Source organism: Mesorhizobium sp. M0045 (genome assembly GCF_040323385.1).
Classification (GTDB): domain Bacteria; phylum Pseudomonadota; class Alphaproteobacteria; order Rhizobiales; family Rhizobiaceae; genus Mesorhizobium.
In genome coordinates, this window is sequence record NZ_JAMYUY010000010.1 from 185320 (window position 1) to 206509 (window position 21190).

The following is a 21190-nucleotide window of genomic DNA, read 5'->3' on the forward strand; positions in this document are numbered from 1 at the left end:
AGGCGTGTAGGTGCTGCCGGTCCCCGGGGGAAAGGACGAATAGTTCGCTCTCCCGCACAAAAACGGATGCCGGCGGTCTAGGCATCGACACGCGTAAATTATCCAGGGCACTCACACGATCAATGAGGAAATGCCATGCGCGCAGTCGCATTTTTCGCCGCCGTGTCCGTCGCTACCTTTGTCACCACCCAGTCCCAGGCACAGGATGCGGCGGCGGGTGAGAAGGTCTTCGCCAAATGCAAGGTCTGCCACGTCGCAGACAAGGACCAGAACAAGGTCGGTCCGTCCTTGAACGGCGTCATCGGCCGAACGGCCGGCACGCATCCAGGGTTCAGCTATTCCAAGGCCATGACCGAGGCCGGAAAATCCGGCGTTAAATGGGACGAAGCCACGCTGACGAACTACCTTCGCGATCCCAAGGCGATGGTCAAAGGGACGAAGATGGCGTTTGTCGGCCTCAAGAAGGACGAGGACATCGCCAATGTCATCGCCTACCTGAAGGAATTCTCCAAGTAACGCGGTACCGCCGGCCATTTGGACTGCGCCCGGCCGGCGTTGGCTTGGGCTTGGGGTCACGCAGCGTCTTGCAGCGTCTGCATCGCGGACGGCAGATCGAACAGGCTATCGCAAACGAGGTCGGCGCCAAGCTCTTCAACGGGAATTTGGCTGTATCCGCCACGCAGCAGAATGACTGCCATGCTGGCCGCGCGGGCGGCGGCCACGTCGGCGCTGCTGTCTCCGACCATCAGCGTATCACGAGGTTCGACCTGAAGCTGGTCGAGCGCCAGCAATAGCGCATCTGGCGCCGGCTTCAAGTATGTCACCGCGTCTCCGCCGACGATCGCGCCGAGATAGTCCGTCAGCCCAAAATGCAGCAGGATTTCGCGAGCCGCCAACTGCGGCTTGTTGGTCACCACGCCCATGGCTATTCCGCTCAAATGCAAGTGCGTGAGAGCTTCCCTGACGCCGGGCATCAGCCTCGTGCGGCCGGTCAGATGCCTGCGATAGATCGGCGCCATGACGCGGTTGGCTTCATCGAGCGCGCTGCCGAGCGGCGTACCGGAAGCCGCGAAAGCTCGCTCGACCAGTTTTCTGATGCCGCCGCCGATCATGGCCTTGACCTGATCCAGGCGCAGCGGCGGCAGATCGCGGCCGGCCAGCAATTCGTTGACGGCCGCCGTTATATCAGGCGCCGAATCGACCAGCGTACCGTCGAGATCGAAAAGGATCGCCTTGGGCGATCGAAACCGCCTGCCTGCGCCGACGTTCATGCAGCATCCTTCCATTTGATCGAACAGCCGATCGAAGCGATCTGGTCCAGCGGTCCGTCGCCGGTTCGGGCAACCTGCTTCATCGCCTCGAACAGATCGCGCCTGAGCCCAGGCGGTCCGGCGTCGCGTCGCGACGCGTCAAGCCGGCCGCGATATTGCAGCGTCAACTCATTGTTGAGCCCGAAGAAATCCGGAGTGCAAACGGCTCCGTAGGCACGCGCCACCCTCTGGTGCTCGTCGTGGAGGTAGGGGAAAGTGAAGCCGTTCGTCCTGGCGAAAAGTTTCATGTTGTCGAAGGAATCATCGGGGTAGGCGTCGGCATCGTTTGAGTTGATGGCGACAAAGCCGACGCCTTCTGCCTTGAGGTCGTTGGCATCGCGAACGATGCGTGAGATCACCGCCTTCACATAGGGGCAGTGGTTGCAGATGAAGGCCACCACCAAGCCGTTCGGGCCGGCGTGGCTGAAGATGGAACGCGATTTGCCGTCGACGCCGGGCAATACGAAATCGACGGCTTGCCAGCCGAAATCACAGACAGGTGGGATTGCCCCCATGTTGCCCTCCGATGAGATGGTTCTACGCGGCTTTCTGGAGCGCTCCGTCGGCCGCCTGCCTGATGGCGCCGATATTGGCACGATAGGCAGCCTCGGTGCCACCCCTGAAGATGGCCGAGCCGGCGACCACCACATTGGCGCCGGCCGCGGTAACCAGCGGAGCGGTCTCGGGCGTGACGCCGCCGTCGATCTCGATGTCGATCGGACGTTGGCCGACCAGCGCCTTGACTCGCCTGACCTTGTCGACGACACCCGAAATGAATGCCTGGCCGCCGAAGCCCGGATTGACCGTCATCAGAAGCACCAGATCTAGCCGATCGAGCACATATTCGATCACGCTCTCCGGCGTTGACGGGTTCAGCGACACGCCGGCCTTCTTGCCGAGATTCCTGATTGCCTGCAGCGAACGGTCGAGATGCGGTCCGGCCTCGGCATGCACCGTAATGATGTCGCACCCGGCATCGGCGAAGGCGCCGAGATAGGCGTCGGCCGGAGCGATCATCAGGTGGCAGTCGAAGACCTTGTCCGTTCGATTACGGATCGCCTTGACCACCGGCGGACCGAAGGTGATGTTGGGCACGAAATGGCCATCCATGACATCGAGATGGATCCAGTCGGCACCCGCCCGGACGACCGCTTCGACCTCGTCGCCGAGCCGCGAGAAGTCCGCGGAAAGCACCGAGGGCGCGATGATTGTCTTGGTACCCATGGTCGTCGGCTCCCATTCTGTCGTCCGTTTCCATTCGCTGCACAGCAACCGCCGTCATCTTGTCAGCGCGCCTTCGTCTCCGGTTCGCCTTCGAGCTTACCTTCCGCGAATACGCGGCTGCCGCGAATATCGGATTCCTCGATGGTGATAAGATCGGTTTTCGTCAACGCCCGGTCGCGCGACGCGAAAAGCCGGTTGGCCTGGCGAAGCCGCGCCCGGTCGAGCCCATTGCGGACCGATCGAGCGTTGGAGAAGTGCGGCAGCCGCATGCGGATCGGGAGATACTCTTCGAGCGCCTTGGCTGCCGCTTCGCTGAGACGGTAATTCTGTTCCGCCAGCATGATCTCGGCGATCGATTTGAGTTCGCTGACACCGTAGTCGGGAAAATCGAGGTGATGGGCAATGCGCGAGCGCATGCCGGGATTGCTGTCAAAGAAGCGGTCCATCTTGTCCTTGTAGCCGGCGAGGATCACAACCAGATCGTCACGGTTGTTTTCCATGCACTGCAGCAGGATTTCGATCGATTCCTGACCGTAGTCGCGCTCGTTCTCGGGCTTGTAAAGATAATAGGCCTCGTCGATGAAAAGCACCCCGCCCATGGCGCGCTTGATCACTTCGCGGGTTTTGGGCGCGGTGTGGCCCACATATTGGCCGACGAGATCGTCGCGCGTCACCGCGACCATGTGCCCTTCGCGGACATAGCCGAGACGATGCAGGATTTCTGCCATTCTGAGCGCCACGGTGGTCTTTCCGGTGCCGGGATTGCCCGTAAAGTTCATGTGCAGCGTCGGGGCGCCCGAGGTCAGCCCGAACTTGCGGCGAAGCCGGTCGACCAGGAGGAGCGCGGCGATCTCGCGGATGCGGGTCTTGATGGGTTTCAGGCCAACGAGTTCGCGGTCGAGCTTATCCATCACCTCGTCGATGTTGGACGCTTCGAACTCGGCCTGCAGATCGACCGTTTCGCCCTGCGCGGCAGCGCCCTTTGCTATCGCGTCCAGCATGGTTTCGCCTAGCTCCGCTCGCCTTCAGGCCTGTCGGTCGCATAAGGCACGATCGAATAACCCTGGCTGCGGCCGTCACGCTCCTGGCGCAGCAGCCGGAAGCCGGGTTCATTGGGTGGCCGGTTGACGATGAATGACATGCGCGGCGCTTCCCAGCCCTTGGCCGAATCGAAGGCGGTTACCCGGACATACATGTTGGGCATGGCTTTCCGGCAATTGTTGACTTCAAGCAGGATGCCCGCCGGGTCCCTCAGGTCGAACATCGGGTTGCCGTACATTTCCCAATAGGTGTTTCGCGGATGCGGATCGTCCGTGTATTCGACGCTGACCGCCCAGTGGTTTTTCAACGCGTATTTGATCTGCGCCGAAATCTGCTCATCGGTTAGCTCAGGCAGGAACGAAAACTGTCCCTGCGTGACTTTGTTTCCCGGATTGGTCATCATGGCGACGGTTCCTTTCGTCTAGAAGCTCGGCGTTGCGGTTGGCACAAAGTCGGCCGTGTCGGTCGATTCGTAGTTGAAGGTGACGTCCTTCCACGTCTCCAGGGCCGCCTTGAGCGGCGTGCACCATCTGGCCGCCTGATCGAGGATCTTGGTCCCTTCGCGCAGATAATCGCGGCCCTCGTTGCGGGCGAGGATCATCGCCTCCAGCGCGACGCGATTGGCCGTCGCGCCGGCCTGGATGCCCTCCGGATGGCCGATCGTGCCGCCGCCGAACTGTAGAATGACGTCCTCGCCGAGATAATGGATCAACTGGTGCATCTGGCCGGCATGGATGCCGCCCGAGGCGACCGGCATCACCTTGTTGAGCGAGGCCCAGTCCTGATCGAAGAACAGCCCGGTTTCGAGGTTCTGCGGCGTGCGCTCCTCGCGCAGCGTGTCATAAAACCCCTTGATCATCAGCGGGTCGCCTTCCAGCTTGCCGACCACCGTGCCGGCATGGATGTGATCGACGCCGGCCATGCGCATCCATTTGCAGATGACGCGAAAATTCATGCCGTGGTTCTTCTGGCGCGAATAGGTCGAGTTGCCGGCCCGGTGCAGGTGCAGGATCATGTCGTTGCGGCGTGCCCACTTGGCCATCGACTGGATCGCCGTGTAGCCAATGACGAGGTCGATCATGACGATGCAGGAGCCAAGCTGTTTTGCGAATTCGGCGCGCTCGTACATGTCCTCCATCGTGCCGGCGGTGACGTTGAGATAATGGCCCTTGACTTCGCCGGTGGCGGCCGACGCCTTGTTCACAGCCTCCATGCAGTAGAGGAAACGGTCGCGCCAATGCATGAAGGGCTGTGAGTTGATGTTCTCGTCGTCCTTGACGAAGTCGAGGCCACCCTTCAGCGCCTCGTAGACGACGCGGCCGTAGTTGCGGCCTGACAGGCCAAGCTTCGGCTTCGTCGTCGCGCCGAGCAGCGGCCGGCCGAACTTGTCGAGCCGCTCGCGTTCCACCACGATGCCGGTAGCCGGGCCCTGGAAGGTCTTGAGGTAAGCCACCGGAATGCGCATGTCCTCGAGCCGCAGGGCCTTGACGGCCTTGAAGCCGAACACGTTGCCGATGATCGATGCAGTCAGGTTGGCGATGGAGCCGGGCTCGAACAGGTCGAGGTCGTAGGCGATATAGGCGAAGTACTGTTGCTCGATCCTGGTGCCTGGACCTGTGTTCGGCACCGGCTCGGATTTGAACGCCTTGGCGCGGTAGAGCTCGCAGGCGGTCAGCCTGTCGGTCCACACCACAGTCCATGTCGCGGTAGAGGATTCACCGGCGATGGCGGCGGCCGCCTCCTCATGGTCGACGCCGGGCTGCGGCGTGATCCGAAACATGGCGATCAGGTCGGTCTCCTTGGGTCGGTAGTCCGGCTCCCAGTAGCCCATCTTCTTGTAGGGGATGACGCCCGACCTGTAGCGTTCCTTGCCTTCCTTGAGCGTGCCTGCTGAGGGCATGTCGATCTTGTTCATGGCAGGTCTCCTGTTTGCCGCTCAGGCGGCTTTCGCGGTTGCGATACGGGGGTCGAGCTTTCCTGCGGCGTAACGTTTCGCCATCTCATCCATGGCGATCACCCTGATCTTCGACGCGTGGCCTGCGGTGCCGAAGCGTTCGAAGCGATCGCGGCAAAGGTCGCGCAGCGCGTCCATGGCGGGTTTCAGGAATTTACGCGGATCGAATTCGCGCGGGTCCTGCGTCGCGACGCGGCGGAACTGCCCGGCCATGGCCATTCGGCAATCGGTGTCGATGTTGACCTTGCGCACGCCGTAGCGGATGCCGCGCTCGATTTCCTCGACCGGGACGCCAAAGGTCTGGGGCATCTCGCCGCCATAGTCGTTGATGATGTCCTGCAGTTCCTGCGGCACGGAGGAAGACCCGTGCATGACCAGATGCGTGTTGGGCAGCTTTTCGTGGATCGCCTCGATCACCTGCATGGCCAGGATGCCGCCGTCAGGCTTGCGGCTGAATTTATAGGCACCGTGCGAGGTACCGCAGGCGATCGCCAGCGCGTCGACCCCGGTGGCGGTCACGAAGTCGACCGCCTGATCGGGATCGGTCAAAAGCTGGTCATGGGAAAGCGCACCTTCAGCGCCGTGGCCGTCCTCGGCCTCGCCCTGGCCGGTTTCTAGCGAGCCGAGCACGCCAAGCTCGCCCTCGACCGAAGCGCCGACCCAATGCGCCATGCGTGCGACACGTTCGGTAATGGCGACGTTGTAGTCGTAGCTCGCCGGCGTCTTGGCGTCCGCCATTAATGACCCGTCCATCATCACCGAGGTGAAGCCGTGGCGGATCGCCGACAGGCAGGTGGCTTCGTTGTTGCCGTGATCCTGATGGATGCAGAGCGGAATGGCCGGATGGATTTCGGTCAAAGCCTCCATCATCTTGGCCAGCATGACGTCAGTGGCGTAGGAGCGGGCGCCGCGCGAGGCCTGGATGATGACCGGCGCGTCGCAGGCCCTGGCCGCCTCCATGATGGCGAGGCCCTGTTCCATGTTGTTGATGTTGAATGCCGGCACCCCGTAGCCGTGCTCGGCGGCATGATCGAGAAGCTGGCGAAGGGTGATGCGGGCCATGGTCGTCCTCCTAGATGATGAGCAGCGCCGCTTCCGCGACGGCTTCGGGCGTGATGTCGAAATGCCGGTAGAGATCCGGGGCAGGGGCGCTGGCGCCGAAACCAGCCATACCGACGAAAGCGCCGGTGTCGCCGATCCAGCGGTCCCAGCCGAGCCGTGCTGCGGCTTCGATGGCGATGCGCGGCGCCAGGCCGAGGACGGCCTTGCGGTAGTCCGCATCCTGTTCCTCAAACAGCTCCCAGCACGGCATCGAGACGACCGCAACGGCGACGCCGTGCTCGGTCTCCAGCCGTTCGGCGGCGGCAATAGCGATCTCGACCTCCGAGCCGGTGGCGATCAGCGTCACGGCGCGGTGCCGGGCTGGCTCGCGCAGGATGTAGGCGCCACGGCTCGACCGGTTCTCGTCGCCGTGCCCCTGGCGCAGCATCGGCAGGTTCTGGCGCGAGAGCACCAGCACGCTTGGCCGGTCCTCGCTTCTCAGTGCCAGTTCCCAGCATTCCGCCGTTTCGATGATGTCGGCCGGACGGAAGACGTTGAGGTTTGGCGTCGCCCGCAGCATTGCCAGGTGCTCGACCGGCTGGTGGGTCGGGCCGTCCTCGCCGAGACCAATGGAATCATGGGTCATCACATAGATGACGCGCTGGCCCATCAGCGCCGAGAGCCGCATCGCGCCGCGCGCATAGTCGGCAAAGCACAGGAAAGTGCCGCCATAAGGCAAGAAGCCGCCATGCAGCGCGATGCCGTTCATGGCTGCGGCCATGCCGTGCTCGCGGATTCCATAGTGGATGTAACGGCCGGCGTAGTCGCCCGGCGCGATGCGATCCATGCCCTTGGTGATCGTCAGGTTCGAATGCGTCAGATCGGCGGAGCCGCCGACCGTCAGTACGGTTGCGGCGTTGATTGCAGCGAGCGCCATTTCCGAGGCTTTTCGCGTCGCAACCTTGGTCGCCTTTTCGACATGCTCCTTGCGGAAAACACCGAGCGCTTCGAAGACCGCGTCAGGCAGGGCGCCGGCGACCGCGCTCTCGAAGGCCTCACGCTGCGGCGAGGCGGCAAGCCGCTGCTCCCAGGCCCGCCGCACCGCTTGACCGCGGCTGGCGATCTCGCGCCAGGCGAAAAGGATGTCGTCCGGCACCTCGAACGGCGCGTAGGCCCAGCCGATGTTCTCGCGCGTCGCGGCGATCTCCGCATCGCCAAGCGGCGCGCCATGCGTCTTTTCCGAACCGCCCAGGTTGGGCGCCCCCTTGCCGATCACCGTACGGCAGGCGATCAGAGACGGCTGGTCCGATTGCTGCGCCGCTTCGATTGCCGCCGCAACAGAGTCGGTGTCGTGGCCGTTCACCGACTGGACATGCCATCCAGCGGCTTTGAACCGTGACGGCTGGTCCATCGATGTCGACAGCGAAGTCGGTCCGTCGATCGAGATCGCATTGTCGTCCCAGAGGACGATCAGCCGGGAGAGCTTCAGGTGACCCGCAAGATCGATCGCCTCGTGGCTGATGCCTTCCTGCAGGCAGCCGTCGCCGGCGATCACGTAGGTGAAATGGTCGACGAGATCGGCGCCGTGCCGGGCAGCAAGCATGCGCTCCGCCAGCGCCATGCCGACCGCGGTCGAGATGCCTTGTCCAAGCGGACCGGTCGTCGTCTCGATGCCGAGCGCATGGCCATATTCCGGATGCCCGGCGGTGCGGCTGCCCAACTGGCGAAACCGCTGCAACTCCTCGATCGGCATGTCTTCGTAGCCGAGCAGGTAATGCAGCGCATATTGCAGCATCGAGCCGTGCCCGGCCGAAAGCACGAAGCGATCGCGATCGGGCCAGTTGGGCGCCGACGGATCGATATTGATGAAGCGGCTGAACAGCACCGTCGCGACATCGGCCATGCCCATCGGCATGCCCGGATGACCGGAATTGGCCTTTTGGACGCTGTCCATCGCCAGTGCGCGAATGGCGTTGGCCATGTCGCGCTCCGAGACGGCGGCGACGGGCTTCAGTGCTGCTGTCTGGCTGTTCATGGCGTCCTCCTCACGACACACGGTTCTTGCGTTCGATCAATTGCAGGATGAGCGGCGTCAGGATCAGCTGCATGGCAAGGTCGAGCTTGTTGCCGGGCACCACTATGGAATTCGGCCGCGACATGAACGAGTCGTGGATCATCGAAAGCAGGTAGGGGAAATCGATGCCGCGGGGATTGGCGAAGCGGATGACCAGCATCGATTCGTCGGGTGTCGGAATCCAGCGCGCGATGAATGGATTGGACGTGTCGACGATCGGCACGCGCTGGAAGTTGATGGCGGTCTGCGAAAACTGTGGGACGATGTAGCGGACATAGTCCGGCATGCGGCGCAGGATCACGTCCATCACCGCCTCTGTGGAATAGCCGCGCGTTGCGCGGTCGCGGTGGATCTTCTGGATCCATTCCAGATTTATGACCGGCACCACGCCGATCCTAAGGTCAGCGTGTCTGGCCAGGTTGATCTTGTCGGTGACGACGCAGCCATGCAGGCCCTCGTAGAAGAGCAGGTCGCTCGGCGGGAATTCGCGCCATTCGGTGAAATGTCCCGGCGGCGTGCCGTACTGCTTCTCCTCATCCTCGTCATGGATGTAGGTGCGGGTCTTTCCGGTTCCCCGGCGGCCATATTCCTCGAATACCTCTTCGAGGATTGCCAATTCATTGGCCTCGGCATGGAAGTGGGTGAAGTTTGGATTGCCCGCCTTTTCCTCCTCGGCCACCTTCGCCTTCATCGTGGCACGGTCGTAGCGATGGAAAGCATCGCCTTCGATGAAGGCGGCCCCGATGTTCTCGCGCCGGAAGATCAGTTCGAAGATGCGCTTGACAGAGGTGGTGCCTGCGCCCGACGACCCGGTGATGGTAATGATGGGGTGCTTTGCCGACATGGTGTTCAGGCCCTGAAAAGGCCGCGGCGGCTGAACAGCGGCGCGCGCTCGCCGATGGCGCTCGGCTCGGTGTGGTAGCGGGTGATGCGCGCGACTTCGCGCGCCGATCCGAAAACCATGGGCACGCGCTGGTGCAGGTTCTCTGGTTCGATTTCGAGGATGCGGGTGATCGTATCGGTGGCGGCACCGCCCGCCTGTTCGACGAGATAGGCGATCGGGTTTGCCTCATAGACGAGGCGCAGTCGCCCCTGGCGGTAAGTCTTGCGCTTGTCGCCCGGATACAGGAATACGCCGCCGCGCATCAATATGCGGTAGCAGTCCGCGACCAGGGAGGCGATCCAGCGCATGTTGAAGTCCTTCTCGCGTGGGCCTTCGGTGCCTTCAAGGCAGTCGTCGATGTAGAGCCGCACCGCCTCGTCCCAATGCCGGTAGTTGGCGGCATTGATGGCAAACTCCTGGGTTCGCTGTGGGATGATCCGGCTCTCGTAGGCCTGGACGAAGGTGCCGAGCCGGGTCGAGAGAACGAAGACATGGGTGCCGCTGCCGAGCGACAGAACCAGCGCCAGCTGCGGCCCGTAGATGAAGAAACCGGCGCCCAGCTGCTTCACGCCTGCCTGCAAAAACGAGGCGGCCGGATTCCCATCCGGCTCATCAATTGCAGGGAGGAGCGAGAAGATCGTTCCGATCGACACGTTGGTGTCGATGTTGGATGAGCCGTCGAGCGGGTCGATGGCGATGGCAAGAGCCGCTTGCCTGTCGAGCAGCACCGGCTGCTCCAGTTCCTCGGAAGCGTAGAGCGCGACCGGAGCGTGGCGCATGGCGTCGAGGAAGATGTCATCGGCAAAGACATCGAGATCCTTCTGGATGTCGCCGTCAGCATTGGCGCCGCGGGTTCCGGCAAAGGCCGTGCCGAGCACCTGCGCATCATCGCAATCCGAAAAAATGGTATCGACAAACCGGGACAATGTCCGCTCGCAATCTCAAAGGCAGTTCCTCGCTTCATCAGCTCCGGAAGCTTGTACTGGAAAAACAGCGGAACCCCTGGGAAATTGATGCGGATGTCAAAGCCAGAATGCCCCTCCTGTATGAGGTTTGGAAAGACCGGCGCGCCTACAGGTGCGGCTGACGATGACCGGATAAGGTTTTCGGTGAAGGCATACCCAAATGAGAACTCCGTGTAGCCCACCTTCATTCAATTCTGCTTTCGTGCTGAAGTTTATCGGGGCTCTTTGCCTGCAGCCGAGCAGACTCTATAACAAAAAAACTATGTATACTTGCGAGATAGTCTGAGCTTATCGATTCCTCGGATAGATATTTAAAGAGCTCACCCACTCTTCTGGCTGCTAGAATGGGAATGGGAAGCTTCTGGTTGATCTGGGTCGAGTTCCAGTTGATTTTGGTAAGCGACAAAACCTCCTGCGCTATCTCAGCGATTCCCGGCCAGATCGCCGATAAGTTTCGGGCTTCGCGAACAGAGCCAGAGTGCGTAGCCGATATCTTCAACCAGGGCGGCGGCTTCTCCCTCGCCAGTGCCGAGCGCGATCACATGCGTTGCCCATTCGGCCAGCGCGCCGTCAAGGCGCCCCGCTTCCGTCGCGCTGCCGTAAAGGTCCAGGAACCTCGCCAGCGAATAAGACCAGTCGGCAGGCAAGTCCTGCCCATTGTGATCCCTTGCGACGAGGGCCACGACGGCGTTGCGGCCTTCGGGCGTGCGGGGCTCTATCCCAAGGATCGGGTATAATTCGGGTGTCGGCTGCTGAAGGATACGCGCCGGCACGAGCGACAGTGCTTTCTCCAGCGAGGGAGGAAAATCCTCCAGTTCTTCGGTCAGTTCGGCAGCTTCTCTCCTTCGTCCCTCGCGGCGCGCTTCTACATATTCTGCCGCAACCACGGCAATGGTGCGCTGCGCCCGTTCAGCGGTGCTGGTGGCAATCAGCTCGGCCGGAATGTCACCATCCTTGATCGCCCAGTGCGTACGGTGCTGTTCGAACTGTTGAATGCCCAGCCGGTCCGCAATTCTCAACACCGCTGACCGGTCGAGAAAGGCATGTTTCGGATCGGGCTCGAAGGTGAAGGCCAGTTCGTGTCCGCGCCGAACGATATTGCGTATGCGGCTGTGCCGGACCACGCGCGCGTGCGGGCCTCCCGCCCCGACTTCGTACATCAAAAGCGCCGGGATTTCCTCCAGCCGGCGCAATGTTTCAGGGCGCGAGGTCGATAGCCTCGGCCTCGGCGCCGCTAGATTCCTTGAACCGGTCAATGGTTGACGTGAACGGCGGCGTTTCCCACCACTCGCCGTGGCCCGAGACAAGCAAGTTAAACATGGCACACCACCGACCTCACGCCGCCTTCTCCATAGACCACTTCACCCGTTCGCCGAGAAAGGCGGCGAACGTTTTCACATTCATATTGCCGCTCGCCTCCTCCAGCCCTGCGAGGTAGGCCTTCCGGTCATCGACTCTGACGACTGTCCAGGGGTAACCGCCTGAAGCCAGCATCGCGTTCATGAGGAACCGCGCCATTCGTCCGTTGCCGTCCGGATAGGGGTGCACATAGCCCACAAGCCAATGCCCCAGCACGGCACGCACGGAGGCCTCCTTCTCCGCCTCCAGCAGGTCGAACAGCTCATTCATACCATCGGCCACCGCTTCGGTACGCGGCGGCACGTGCTGCGAGCCGCGCAGGTACACAGGGTGATTGCGATATCCCGCAAGCGCGCTGGCTTTGAGGATGCCGGCGGTCACTGACGGCGCGAACAGCTCCCGGTACCACTCCCGGTGAGTGTCCCGCGTCAACGCGCCGGCTGGCTTGCCGTTGATGATCGCGGCAACAGAGTCTTTGACCTTCTGGAATGCGAGGTAGTAGCCACGCGCGGCAAGCGCATCTCGGTTCTTGCGGTCCTCTTCATCAATCTCCGGATTCCAGCTCCCCTCGCGCACCCGGTCGATGAGTTCCGGGGTGACGCTGTACCCTTCTATCGACAGCGAATGGTAGGCGTCGCTTTCGTAGATATCCTCGACGAACTTCATATAGGCGTCTTTGTCGGACGGCAGTCCGGGTGCCTTCGGGAATATCTCGATGATGGCTTCGCGCTGCGATTGCCAGATCGCGCGCAGGCGGGCGACCAACGGCGGTACGCCCGCCGCAATAGTTGTCACTCCAATTTGTCCCGCGAACGGATCGGATTCGCGCACGTCATAGCCGGCGGCTTTGAAGGCGGCCACGATTTCATCGGCAAAGGAGTCGCGTCCTACGCGACGGAAGGCCCCCGCAAGCCGTCCCGCCACGGCGGAATGGCCGCCATCAAGCAGCAGGGCCAGAACGGTTGATACGTCGCGCACCGACGCCATGGCGATCTGCATCTCGATAGGGGCGCGCTGGAAGAACGCTTCCGGCACCCGGGTAAGGGCGGCCTCGACAGTGAACACGCGCTGGCCGTTTTTCTCTGTCAGTTCGGCCGGCATCTCCTTGACCTTGAGGTCATAGAGCGAAGTGCCGAACAGCAGGTCGATTTTGTTATTCGTGCCTTTGGGGGTGTTCACCACCACCTGAGGCGGAATAGTGGGCGCTTCCGCGTGCAGAAGCAGCGACTGCTCCGGTGAGAGGAACCAGTCCTTGCCGAACCGGTCATTGCAGTAAAGGGAGCAGAACTCCCAGAAGCTCGCGTTCCAAGGGGTGGTGTCTTGCTGCCGTGCCTGCGGGCCGGTCGACATGAGCCAGCCTTTGATAACATCGCGCAGGAACCCGTTCTGCAGCAGCCGCTCCCGGTGGACGCGGGTCAGCTTATCTGATTTGAATATGCGCCGCCCACCCTCCTGCAGCTCTTTGAGGACGGCCAGTGATACAGCGAGTTTTTCATGGGGCTTGGCCATGGCCGTGCCTTTGCAAGTTTTTAGAGCTGTGCGATTACAAGTATATAGTGCTGATAGGCGACAAGTCAATGATGCTGTGGAGTTGCAAGTTTTTTTAGTCGTGCGATAACAAGTTTTTTATGCGATAATCGGCAAATGCGATCGTTTCCATAGCCGCGCGAAGGATCGTTACCCGGATGGGCCGAGACCCAGCTCCCCCGCAGGCTACGCAGGGGCTCGGGGCGAGCCTAGAGCCTGGCCCTCCGAAGCGCTTCGAAGGAGGACGCGCCTCTTTGAAAAACTCGCCCGTTGTGCATCGTGGGTACCCGTAAACGCGAATTCTCAAAGGAAAGACGCTCCTTACCTCTCCCTCCCGCCACGATCATCACGGCCGCGCCCGCGCTCACTACGCCGCGACGCCCGCGAGATCGCTGCACGCATCTGATCGGCCACCAGACCGGGTTGCAGATGAAGGATGTCCGTGACGCTGTCGTGTGTTTGCACCGTCACCGCAGTGACGGCAAGGCAGCTGCGCACGCCCATGGAGGAGAGCGTCTCGATGTCGCGCGCGATTCCGGCACCCCCACTGGAGTCCGATCCGCCGACGACAAGTACATGCGATGCCTGCCTCAGCGCCCTTTCATCCGTTAGAATGAGCGTTCGAAACGCAGGATTCCGCCGACACTGCTCTTCTTGTTCGCGTTGGTCCAATTCATGTTGGAAGCGCCGTCCACCTTGCCGACGGCGAAGTTACCGTATCGGCCATAGTCGAGTTCCGCCGTAACTGTGAAATCTGGAAGAAACGCATAGGCGACGTTTGCAGCGACACCATGGTTCTTGAGCTGATCACCGGAGAGCTGAAGGTTGAACGAAGTTGTCTCGTTGAGCTTGTAAGTGGCGCCAGCCCAGAAAGCCCAGTTCCCGCCCCAACTCTTATAGAAGCCGCGACCATGAGCGTCGATCGCGTTGATGGAGTCGTCGTTGAGCTTGCCATTGGAACCGTAGCCGAACATTCCGAACAGCAACAGTTCGTCGGTGACATTGATGTCGACACGGACCTTAGCGGCCACCGATTCGTAGTTGCTATCATAAGCGGCAACGCCGGTGATCGCGCCCCAGCCATGTGTGTATTTCAAGCCGCCGACTACGTGCGGTGCGTAGCTGTCGATTGTGCCGACCACGCCCGAGCCTTCTTCGAGCGAAACCACGGCCGAAAAGCCGTTCCCGACGTCGAAGTAGTACTGAACCACATTGGTATCGAAAGGGCCGTACGGAACCGGCGTCTGGTTGAGTACGTCACCCGCGCCGCCAATAAACATGTCGAAGGCCGACCAGTCCTTACCAACTCGGAGGCCACCAAGCTGAATCCAGGCGAAAGTCAAAGTGCTGTCTCCGTTGAAGGCATAGGGCCGAGAACTGTCCGAAACCGAAGTGTGGCGGTTGCCGAAGTTCATGCGGGTTTCGGTGTAGGTCTTCAACGTGCCGAGTTCGGTCTCCTGGCCGGTCCAAGTTTTCAATGTGAAGCGCGTGTTGTTTTGCCATGTGCCCTGATGCTCACCAGTCCTCACATCCGAGGTTCTGGCGTGATCAACCAATCCGACATGGCCCAAGCCGACGTCGTAACGGACATAGCCGCCGATGCGCACGCAGGTCTCAGTGCCTGAAATGTAGACGTAGCCCGAGCCGTAGACGTCGCAGACTTTAACGTACTCAGTCGGGTCAGGCTCGGCAACGGCGGTCACGGCGCGAGCGTCGGAAACGGCAATCAGTGCCGCAGTTGAGCCGAGGAGGAGGCTCCTAATGTTCATTGTTGATCTCCGTTCAAAGAGTAAAAGGAATGGACGTCAGTGATGAACTCTTGCTAAGGAAACAGTCGATAACGATGCGCATTGAGTTGAATTTGAGCAGTTTTGACGCGCTCGTCACGCCAGATATTCATCAGAAATTGAGAATATGATTGGGTGTTATTGTTACAAATATGCGATTGTTATTACAAATATAATAATCGCCGAAACGACGCCATCCAACATTTCTGTACAAATCATCCCCGTCATCTCCGCTAGTTGTTGGCGGGCCGTCACAAAGGCTTCTACTGCAAATGACGTGCCATCCTGACGACGCAGCTGCGGCTTGAAGCTCAAGTGTGCCGGCGGACCTTGGTTCGCTCTTCCTTCCTTTTTGCCTGCGGATCAACCCAAGCACGAACGGCAAACGTTTCGGCTACGGTTCGTCTGTTCGCTTCGCGACAGTTTCGTTCAATGGCGACAGCTTTGTTTGCTGTGAGCCCCGACGTTGAGACATCATGCGGCGGCACCCCTCGGTACGACGCCGTCATTTTGGCGAGCGCGATGATCGGTAATCACGCGCTGAACGCGCAGCCTTGCCTCCACCACGGAGTCAGTAGACGCGCCGGCCTTGGCATTGCGGCCGACCTGACGGTCGCGTCGAGCAGCCTCTCGTCCTGATAGACGGCGCGCCACAGCTAATGCTTCTTGCCAGCAATTCACACAACGAGCTCATCGAGATGCCAGAGATCACTATGGGGGCTGCGCTAGCTGGCGAGCAAAGTGTGGTCCCAACGCCGTGTTATCTCGTTGGATGCGGCAGCCGCGCTCAGCAGAATCTACTCGACCAGGCGCAGGCTGAAGGGAAGGGATGGTGGAACCAAACGGTGCGCGTGAGGGTCGCGGCGGGAACAGCCATGGCCAGTCGCTGACCGTCCAGCCAAGACTGAACGGCCGCTATTGCTGAGAAATACAAGTTTCGAGACCAAAGCGGAACGGACTGACATAGCGCAAAGACACAGGCGAGCGCAGCGGTAAGGTTGGTGGTTATCAGCATGGGACGGTAACTGTTGCAGACCACAAAATATCGCGAGGCCGGCCTGCCTTGGTACACTATCTATCCGGCTGTGTCGGAGTTCTCTGGGGCGGTCGGCGCCGAGGCTTATGAGGAATGGCTCAGGAACCTGCCGGCTGATGATCCGGTGTCACTCTATCTGCACGTTCCGTTCTGCCGATCAGCCTGCTGGTATTGCGGCTTCCCAACCACCATCACCCGCCGTGATGCGCCCATCCTCAACTATCTGGCGGCGCTGCGTGACGAGATCCGTCTGGTTTCGGAGCGAGTGCCGAAGACGTTGCCCGTGAGCGACATACATTTCGGCGGCGGAACGCCGTCTCTCATTGGACCAGCCGAGTTCCTCGCTCTGATGGAGTTCCTGCGATGCCGCTTCGCCATCTCGAAAACAGCTACGGTCGCCATCGAGATCGATCCACGCACGCTCACGCCCGAGATGGCGGAAGGCTTGGGAGCGGCCGGCGTGAACCGCGCGAGCCTGGGCGTACAGAGCTTCGATCCCATTGTTCAAAAAGCGATCAACCGAATCCAGAGCGAGGCCCAGACGTCGGCTGCCGTGGAAGTGCTGCGCCGGCATAGAGTAAGCCGCATCAACTTCGACCTCATCTACGGCCTGCCGCGTCAAACGGTGGAGTCGTGCGTCGAAACAGTGAGGGCGGCGGTCGCCATGCGCCCCGACCGGCTTGCCTTGTTCGGCTACTCGCACATCCCATCCCAAGTAAAGAATCAGCGCCTCATCGAGGCGGAATTTCTTCCCGACAGCGCTGCCCGCGCTGAACAGTATGCGGCTGTCGCCGTGACGCTGATTGCCGCCGGCTACCGACAGATCGGGCTCGACCATTTCGCCTTGCCGGACGACGAGCTCGCGCTGGCACAGGAAACAGGTCGCCTGCGACGTAACTCGTTGGGCTACTCGGCTGACACCTGCAGAACCCTGATCGGTTTCGGCGCGTCGGCTATCGGCCGCATCGGCCAGGGATACGTTCAAAACGAAGTTACACGGGATTCCTACATCCAGCACATCGCAGCTGGCCGACTGGCTACATCGAAGGGCCATCGCCTCACAGACGACGACCGCGTGCGAGCCGCAATTATCGAGCGATTAATGTGCGATTTCGAGGCTGACGTGCCGGCAATCTGTGTCGCCCACGGATCTGATCCGATCCGTCTTCGCGATTCGGCTGAGCGCTTGGCCATGCTGGCCAAGGACGGGATAGTGGACTTCGAAAACGGCTTTGTCCGCGTACGGCGGGAGCATCGCTTTGGGATTCGCGCTGTCGCTGCCGCATTCGATGTTTTTAGGGATGGCGTTACGTATATCCCGCAGCAGCTTAATGCGATGCAAAGCACGACATAGTCCGGCATCAATGTCTCCGCTTGGAACCGCCGGCCTACTTGCCACGCCGGCCGGGCGCTGGTCTGGCAAGTGGGCTTTCCGTTTGCCAATGCGTTCGTTCCCGGCCCTCCGGGGCGGCGAGTCCCTGCCGTGAGCGCCTCACCCGCGAGGCTACATGGCGGCCGTGGAGATTACCTCAGCAGCGGCGCCCGATCGGAAACCTTAGCACCTCAGCGCTTTGGCGTGGCTGCTTGAACTCTTCGACGGCAACCGCCTCAATTAGCAGGTCCAAGGCTTCGCGGCCCCTTTGACTCATCGGGTCATCCCCACAAAGGTAGTCATACGCTCGATCTAAATGCACTCGGGCGGCGGAAAAATCGCTTGTCATATCATAGAACCCTCTCTACCCGCCCGCATTGCCGTCTACGAGGTGAAGGTAGTGCAATCGTCAATATATACAGACAAATTTGAATTAAATCGGAGATGATCATGGAGGCCGAGTTCCCTGACCTGATGCCGCCATCGAGCCCGCCGACGACCACTCGCTGGCGCTCGGTCGGTTCATAAGTGCCGAGCACCCCGTCCCGAGACCACCTCTGACCTCCCTCCTTCGATGCTAGACGCGTGGAAGACATGGCTGCGCCGCCGCTGCGAGAAAGGCGTGTCCCATCGCGCGGCGGCTGCATAGTGGGCAGCCAGCGCCGGGAGCTAATCGGCAAAGCCGCGTGTGGCGATTTTGCATAGCGGGCGCAGGCGAATCGCCACGCCCGTCCAGCATGTCCGATGCCGCGTAGGCCGCCAGGATCCCTGAGCGGAGTGCATGCACGATCCCGCGTGATGACAGTGGATCGGCACAGAACAGGCACCGCGACCCAGCGGTCACCGGCGGCGGGATCGATCGTTGCGGTTCCCGCCGCCTTGATCATGCTGGCGGTCTCGATTGCGTTGGGCGGCACGAGCGGCGCGATGGACTGCGTTGCGGCTAAAGCGCGGTACCAATGTCCGGCTTTGCGCAGTTCGCTGCCCAGATCCGGATCGGTGAGGCACGCGCAAGTCGGCGCTGTACCACCAGCCTTCGGGACGCGCCTCGACAACCATGCTGCAATCGCCCGGTGCGCGGTCGAAAAAGCGTGTGTAGGCGGCAAGATGTCCGTGCATGGTGAGCTTGGCGCCGAAACATCGCGCCAGCCTCCAACTGCGACCGGTCGTCCAAACCACGGCGCGGGCAACGATAGCTTCATCGGCCAGCTTGAGCAGCCAGCCTTGATCGTCGCGCACTGCCGAACCCACGGCCGAGCCAAACCGCGTGTCCACACCTGCCGCCTTGGCCGCCTGCACATCAGCCGGTCGAATCGCGTCCGGTCGAGCTGCCAGCCGGCACCTTGAGCGGAAAACATGCCGTGCCGCTCGCTGGGAACTTCATTGGCCCACACCGAAACAAGCGCACGATTTTCAACGAAGCCGGCCTCGGCGAACGGCGTCCAGACACCAAGCTGACGCAGCAGCCCATTCGCTACTGCCGGCAGCACCTCTCCCGGCTTTGGCCGATCATGCCTTCCTGCTTCCAGCAACAGCACGCTCCGCGCGGGTGCATCGTTGCCAACGCCAGTCCGGATGTGGTCGCCGCCGAACGTGATCGTCTCAGCGAGCTGGCGGGACAAAATGCCAACCTCAAGATAGCATTGGCCCGGATCAGCGAGGCGGACTAGGAAGACTTTAAATTCAAAAGGTGACACGCGGCAATAGTCGCGTGCCGCTGTAGCCCCAGGCTCCGCTTCACCGTGGGGACCGATCGGTCGCACTCTCAGCCTGGGGTTCTTCTCTGCCACCCATCATCGAATTTTGGTGGATTGTCCGTCTCCCGCACCGGTTTGAGCGCGATAGACAAGAATCGCGTTTTCTGTGCCGGCCGGGCTTCAATGACGGGGATGGCGAAAAGCTGAGTGCTCGGGCTTGCGGGCCGAGCTTGTCGGTCGCTCGATGGAAAGTGTCATCTGAGGCGCTTCCTCTCCCGCGTGCAACTGGAAGACACGCTCGTCCAGTTCCTTGTCCACTTCCGTCAGACGATGATTGAGGCGAAGGTAGTCCGTCCAGGTCGGCGTGCGGAACGTTTCCGTCCAATGCATAGGCTTCTGCAAGTTCCGCTGGAGCGTCCAATTCCGAGCACCGACCCGGCTGTGTACATGACGCCGCTGCCGCATGAGGTCGAGGAAAGCCTCGAGATTTCTCTCGGCTATCAGATATTCGACCTTGACCACGATCGGGCCGCTTCTCGGCTTCAGATTGAGAGCGACAGCCGGGGCATCGAATTCCTCCAGAGGATCGGGCTCTGAGTCGCGGCGCTCGCGAAGAGGAAACAGAACGCCGGCTGCAGCGACGAACATCAGGGAGGCAGCGGAACCCTCCAGCGCCAGGGCCAGCGAATGGTTTTCGGCCACCGTGCCCCACACCCAGCTGCCGAGCGCGATGCCACCATCTATCAAAGCATAGTAGATCGAGATGGTGCGCCCCACGACCCAGCGCGGGCTTGCCAGCTGCACGCTCACACCGACCCCTGACCAGGCGGTGACCCAGCCCGCGCCACCCAAAGCGAGTGCAATTGCCGCCACCCCGATCGAAGTTGTCAGTGCCAGGGAAAGTGAGCACGCCGCGCAGGCGACGCAGGAGAGCCTCATCAGCCGCTCCTGCGACAAGCTCCGTCTGAACAGGCTGTTGGAGAGGCCAGCGAAGACGGCTCCGGTCCCGAAGCCGGCCATGAGCGCGCCATAGGCGAGCGGGCCTCCTCCCAGCTGATCGCGGACAACCACCGGCAGCAGCGCGAGTATGGCGATGCTCGCCAAGCCAAAGAGGGTTCCGCGCGCGATCGCGGCCTTGATTTCCGATGACATCGCCGTGAAGCGCAGCCCGTCATAGATCGCCGTCCTCATCGACTCGCGTGGAAGAGGGGAAGAACGAACCTTCCACTTGCAGCGCCAAATAGTGGCCAAGGGTACGAAATAGGTGAGCGTGGTCACCGCGAATGCCGCCATAAGGCCAAACGAGGCAACTACAATGCCGCCGAGCGCCGGGCCCACAGTGCGGACGGTATTGTATCCAACAGAAAGCAGGGTGACGGCAGCGGGAACATCTCGTCGATCCACAATATCGCCAACCGACGCTTGCCAGGCCGGATCATTGAGAGCACCGCCGCTTGCGATCAAGAAGCTGAAGCCGAGGATCATCCACGGACTGACAAAGCCAAGCGCCACCGATGCGGTCAGCATCGCGGAGGCAGTCACCATAAGGCACCGACCGGCGAACATGACCCGGCGCCGGCTGAAATTGTCAGCGAGAGCCCCGGCGAAGACAGACAAGACGAAGGCGGGCAGGTTCGATGAAGCCTGAACCAACGCAACCATCAGATCGGAAGTCGAGATCGTTGCCATCAGCCAGCTGATGGCGACAGTCTGCATCAACCAGCCGAGGCTTGAAACCTGCGTGGCGAGCCAGATCGAGCGAAAGGTGGGCTGCAGAAGTGGCCCAAAGGTCGTTGGTGCAGCCAAATCTTCGTTTGATCCAGCCACCCTACTCATTTTGCGATCCTTTGCTTTCCGTTATTGTCGCTTCCCATGTAATCTAGGCTGAACCGTGGCGGCTGGAAGAATAGATAGACCCAT

Annotated in this window: 18 protein-coding genes and 2 pseudogenes; 3 read left to right on the forward strand and 17 right to left on the reverse strand. The window is 61.3% G+C overall.

Features of this window, described 5'->3' with window-relative positions:
* Window positions 1–135: 135 nt before the first annotated feature.
* Window positions 136–516, forward strand: coding sequence for a c-type cytochrome (locus NKJ72_RS17955; protein ID WP_352478701.1), 381 nt, complete (start codon window positions 136–138; stop codon window positions 514–516).
* Between the two features lie 56 nt (window positions 517–572).
* Here NKJ72_RS17955 and gph read toward each other — a convergent pair whose 3' ends face one another.
* The 15 genes and pseudogenes from gph to NKJ72_RS18030 form a co-directional block, all read right to left on the reverse strand.
* Window positions 573–1271, reverse strand: a complete 699-nt coding sequence (gene gph, locus NKJ72_RS17960) for a phosphoglycolate phosphatase (protein WP_352478703.1) — start codon at window positions 1269–1271, stop codon at window positions 573–575.
* Window positions 1268–1825, reverse strand: a complete 558-nt coding sequence (locus NKJ72_RS17965; RefSeq protein WP_352478705.1) for a thioredoxin family protein — start codon at window positions 1823–1825, stop codon at window positions 1268–1270. Before NKJ72_RS17965 ends, gph begins: the two co-directional genes overlap by 4 nt.
* Window positions 1826–1847: 22 nt before the next feature.
* Window positions 1848–2534, reverse strand: a complete 687-nt coding sequence (rpe, locus tag NKJ72_RS17970) for a ribulose-phosphate 3-epimerase (protein ID WP_352478707.1) — start codon at window positions 2532–2534, stop codon at window positions 1848–1850.
* Between the two features lie 62 nt (window positions 2535–2596).
* Window positions 2597–3535, reverse strand: coding sequence for a CbbX protein (gene cbbX / locus NKJ72_RS17975; RefSeq protein ID WP_352478708.1), 939 nt, complete (start codon window positions 3533–3535; stop codon window positions 2597–2599).
* An 8-nt stretch (window positions 3536–3543) separates the two neighbouring features.
* Window positions 3544–3978, reverse strand: coding sequence for a ribulose bisphosphate carboxylase small subunit (locus tag NKJ72_RS17980; protein ID WP_352478710.1), 435 nt, complete (start codon window positions 3976–3978; stop codon window positions 3544–3546).
* Window positions 3979–3996: 18 nt separating this feature from the next.
* Window positions 3997–5490, reverse strand: coding sequence for a ribulose-bisphosphate carboxylase large subunit (locus tag NKJ72_RS17985; RefSeq protein WP_502901857.1), 1494 nt, complete (start codon window positions 5488–5490; stop codon window positions 3997–3999).
* Window positions 5491–5511: 21 nt separating this feature from the next.
* A complete protein-coding gene (gene fba / locus NKJ72_RS17990) occupies window positions 5512–6591 on the reverse strand; it encodes a class II fructose-bisphosphate aldolase (RefSeq protein WP_352478712.1) in 1080 nt (359 codons plus the stop codon).
* Between the two features lie 10 nt (window positions 6592–6601).
* On the reverse strand, window positions 6602–8605 hold the full coding sequence (gene tkt, locus NKJ72_RS17995) for a transketolase (protein WP_352478714.1): 2004 nt from the start codon (window positions 8603–8605) through the stop codon (window positions 6602–6604).
* Between the two features lie 10 nt (window positions 8606–8615).
* Window positions 8616–9488, reverse strand: coding sequence for a phosphoribulokinase (locus tag NKJ72_RS18000; RefSeq protein WP_254819812.1), 873 nt, complete (start codon window positions 9486–9488; stop codon window positions 8616–8618).
* A gap of 5 nt (window positions 9489–9493) precedes the next feature.
* A pseudogene (locus NKJ72_RS18005) lies at window positions 9494–10402 on the reverse strand (class 1 fructose-bisphosphatase); the annotation flags it as partial.
* Window positions 10403–10914: 512 nt separating this feature from the next.
* The gene (locus tag NKJ72_RS18010) at window positions 10915–11652 is read right to left on the reverse strand and encodes a hypothetical protein (RefSeq protein ID WP_352478716.1); all 738 of its coding nucleotides are present in this window, start codon (window positions 11650–11652) and stop codon (window positions 10915–10917) included.
* Window positions 11653–11689: 37 nt separating this feature from the next.
* A complete protein-coding gene (locus NKJ72_RS18015) occupies window positions 11690–11812 on the reverse strand; it encodes a hypothetical protein (RefSeq protein ID WP_023679689.1) in 123 nt (40 codons plus the stop codon).
* A 15-nt stretch (window positions 11813–11827) separates the two neighbouring features.
* Complete coding sequence (locus NKJ72_RS18020) at window positions 11828–13360, reverse strand: Fic family protein (RefSeq protein WP_352478718.1); 1533 nt, start codon at window positions 13358–13360, stop codon at window positions 11828–11830.
* Window positions 13361–13762: 402 nt separating this feature from the next.
* Window positions 13763–13972 (reverse strand): annotated as a pseudogene (locus NKJ72_RS18025) (bifunctional hydroxymethylpyrimidine kinase/phosphomethylpyrimidine kinase); the annotation flags it as partial.
* 14 nt (window positions 13973–13986) lie between these two features.
* On the reverse strand, window positions 13987–15147 hold the full coding sequence (locus NKJ72_RS18030) for a porin (protein ID WP_352478720.1): 1161 nt from the start codon (window positions 15145–15147) through the stop codon (window positions 13987–13989).
* Window positions 15148–16193: 1046 nt separating this feature from the next.
* Between NKJ72_RS18030 and hemN the strand changes: the two genes are divergently transcribed.
* Window positions 16194–17555 (forward strand): oxygen-independent coproporphyrinogen III oxidase, encoded by a 1362-nt coding sequence (gene hemN / locus NKJ72_RS18035; protein ID WP_352478722.1) that lies wholly within the window; start codon window positions 16194–16196, stop codon window positions 17553–17555.
* Between the two features lie 175 nt (window positions 17556–17730).
* Here hemN and NKJ72_RS18040 read toward each other — a convergent pair whose 3' ends face one another.
* The gene (locus tag NKJ72_RS18040) at window positions 17731–17922 is read right to left on the reverse strand and encodes a hypothetical protein (RefSeq protein WP_023727257.1); all 192 of its coding nucleotides are present in this window, start codon (window positions 17920–17922) and stop codon (window positions 17731–17733) included.
* Window positions 17923–18916: 994 nt separating this feature from the next.
* Between NKJ72_RS18040 and NKJ72_RS18045 the strand changes: the two genes are divergently transcribed.
* Window positions 18917–19243: a hypothetical protein gene (locus tag NKJ72_RS18045; protein WP_352478724.1), complete on the forward strand. Its 327-nt coding sequence runs from the start codon at window positions 18917–18919 to the stop codon at window positions 19241–19243.
* A 207-nt stretch (window positions 19244–19450) separates the two neighbouring features.
* Here the strand turns inward: NKJ72_RS18045 and NKJ72_RS18050 are convergent, their stop codons facing one another.
* On the reverse strand, window positions 19451–21106 hold the full coding sequence (locus NKJ72_RS18050) for an MFS transporter (RefSeq protein WP_352478726.1): 1656 nt from the start codon (window positions 21104–21106) through the stop codon (window positions 19451–19453).
* Between the last annotated feature and the right edge of the window lie 84 nt (window positions 21107–21190).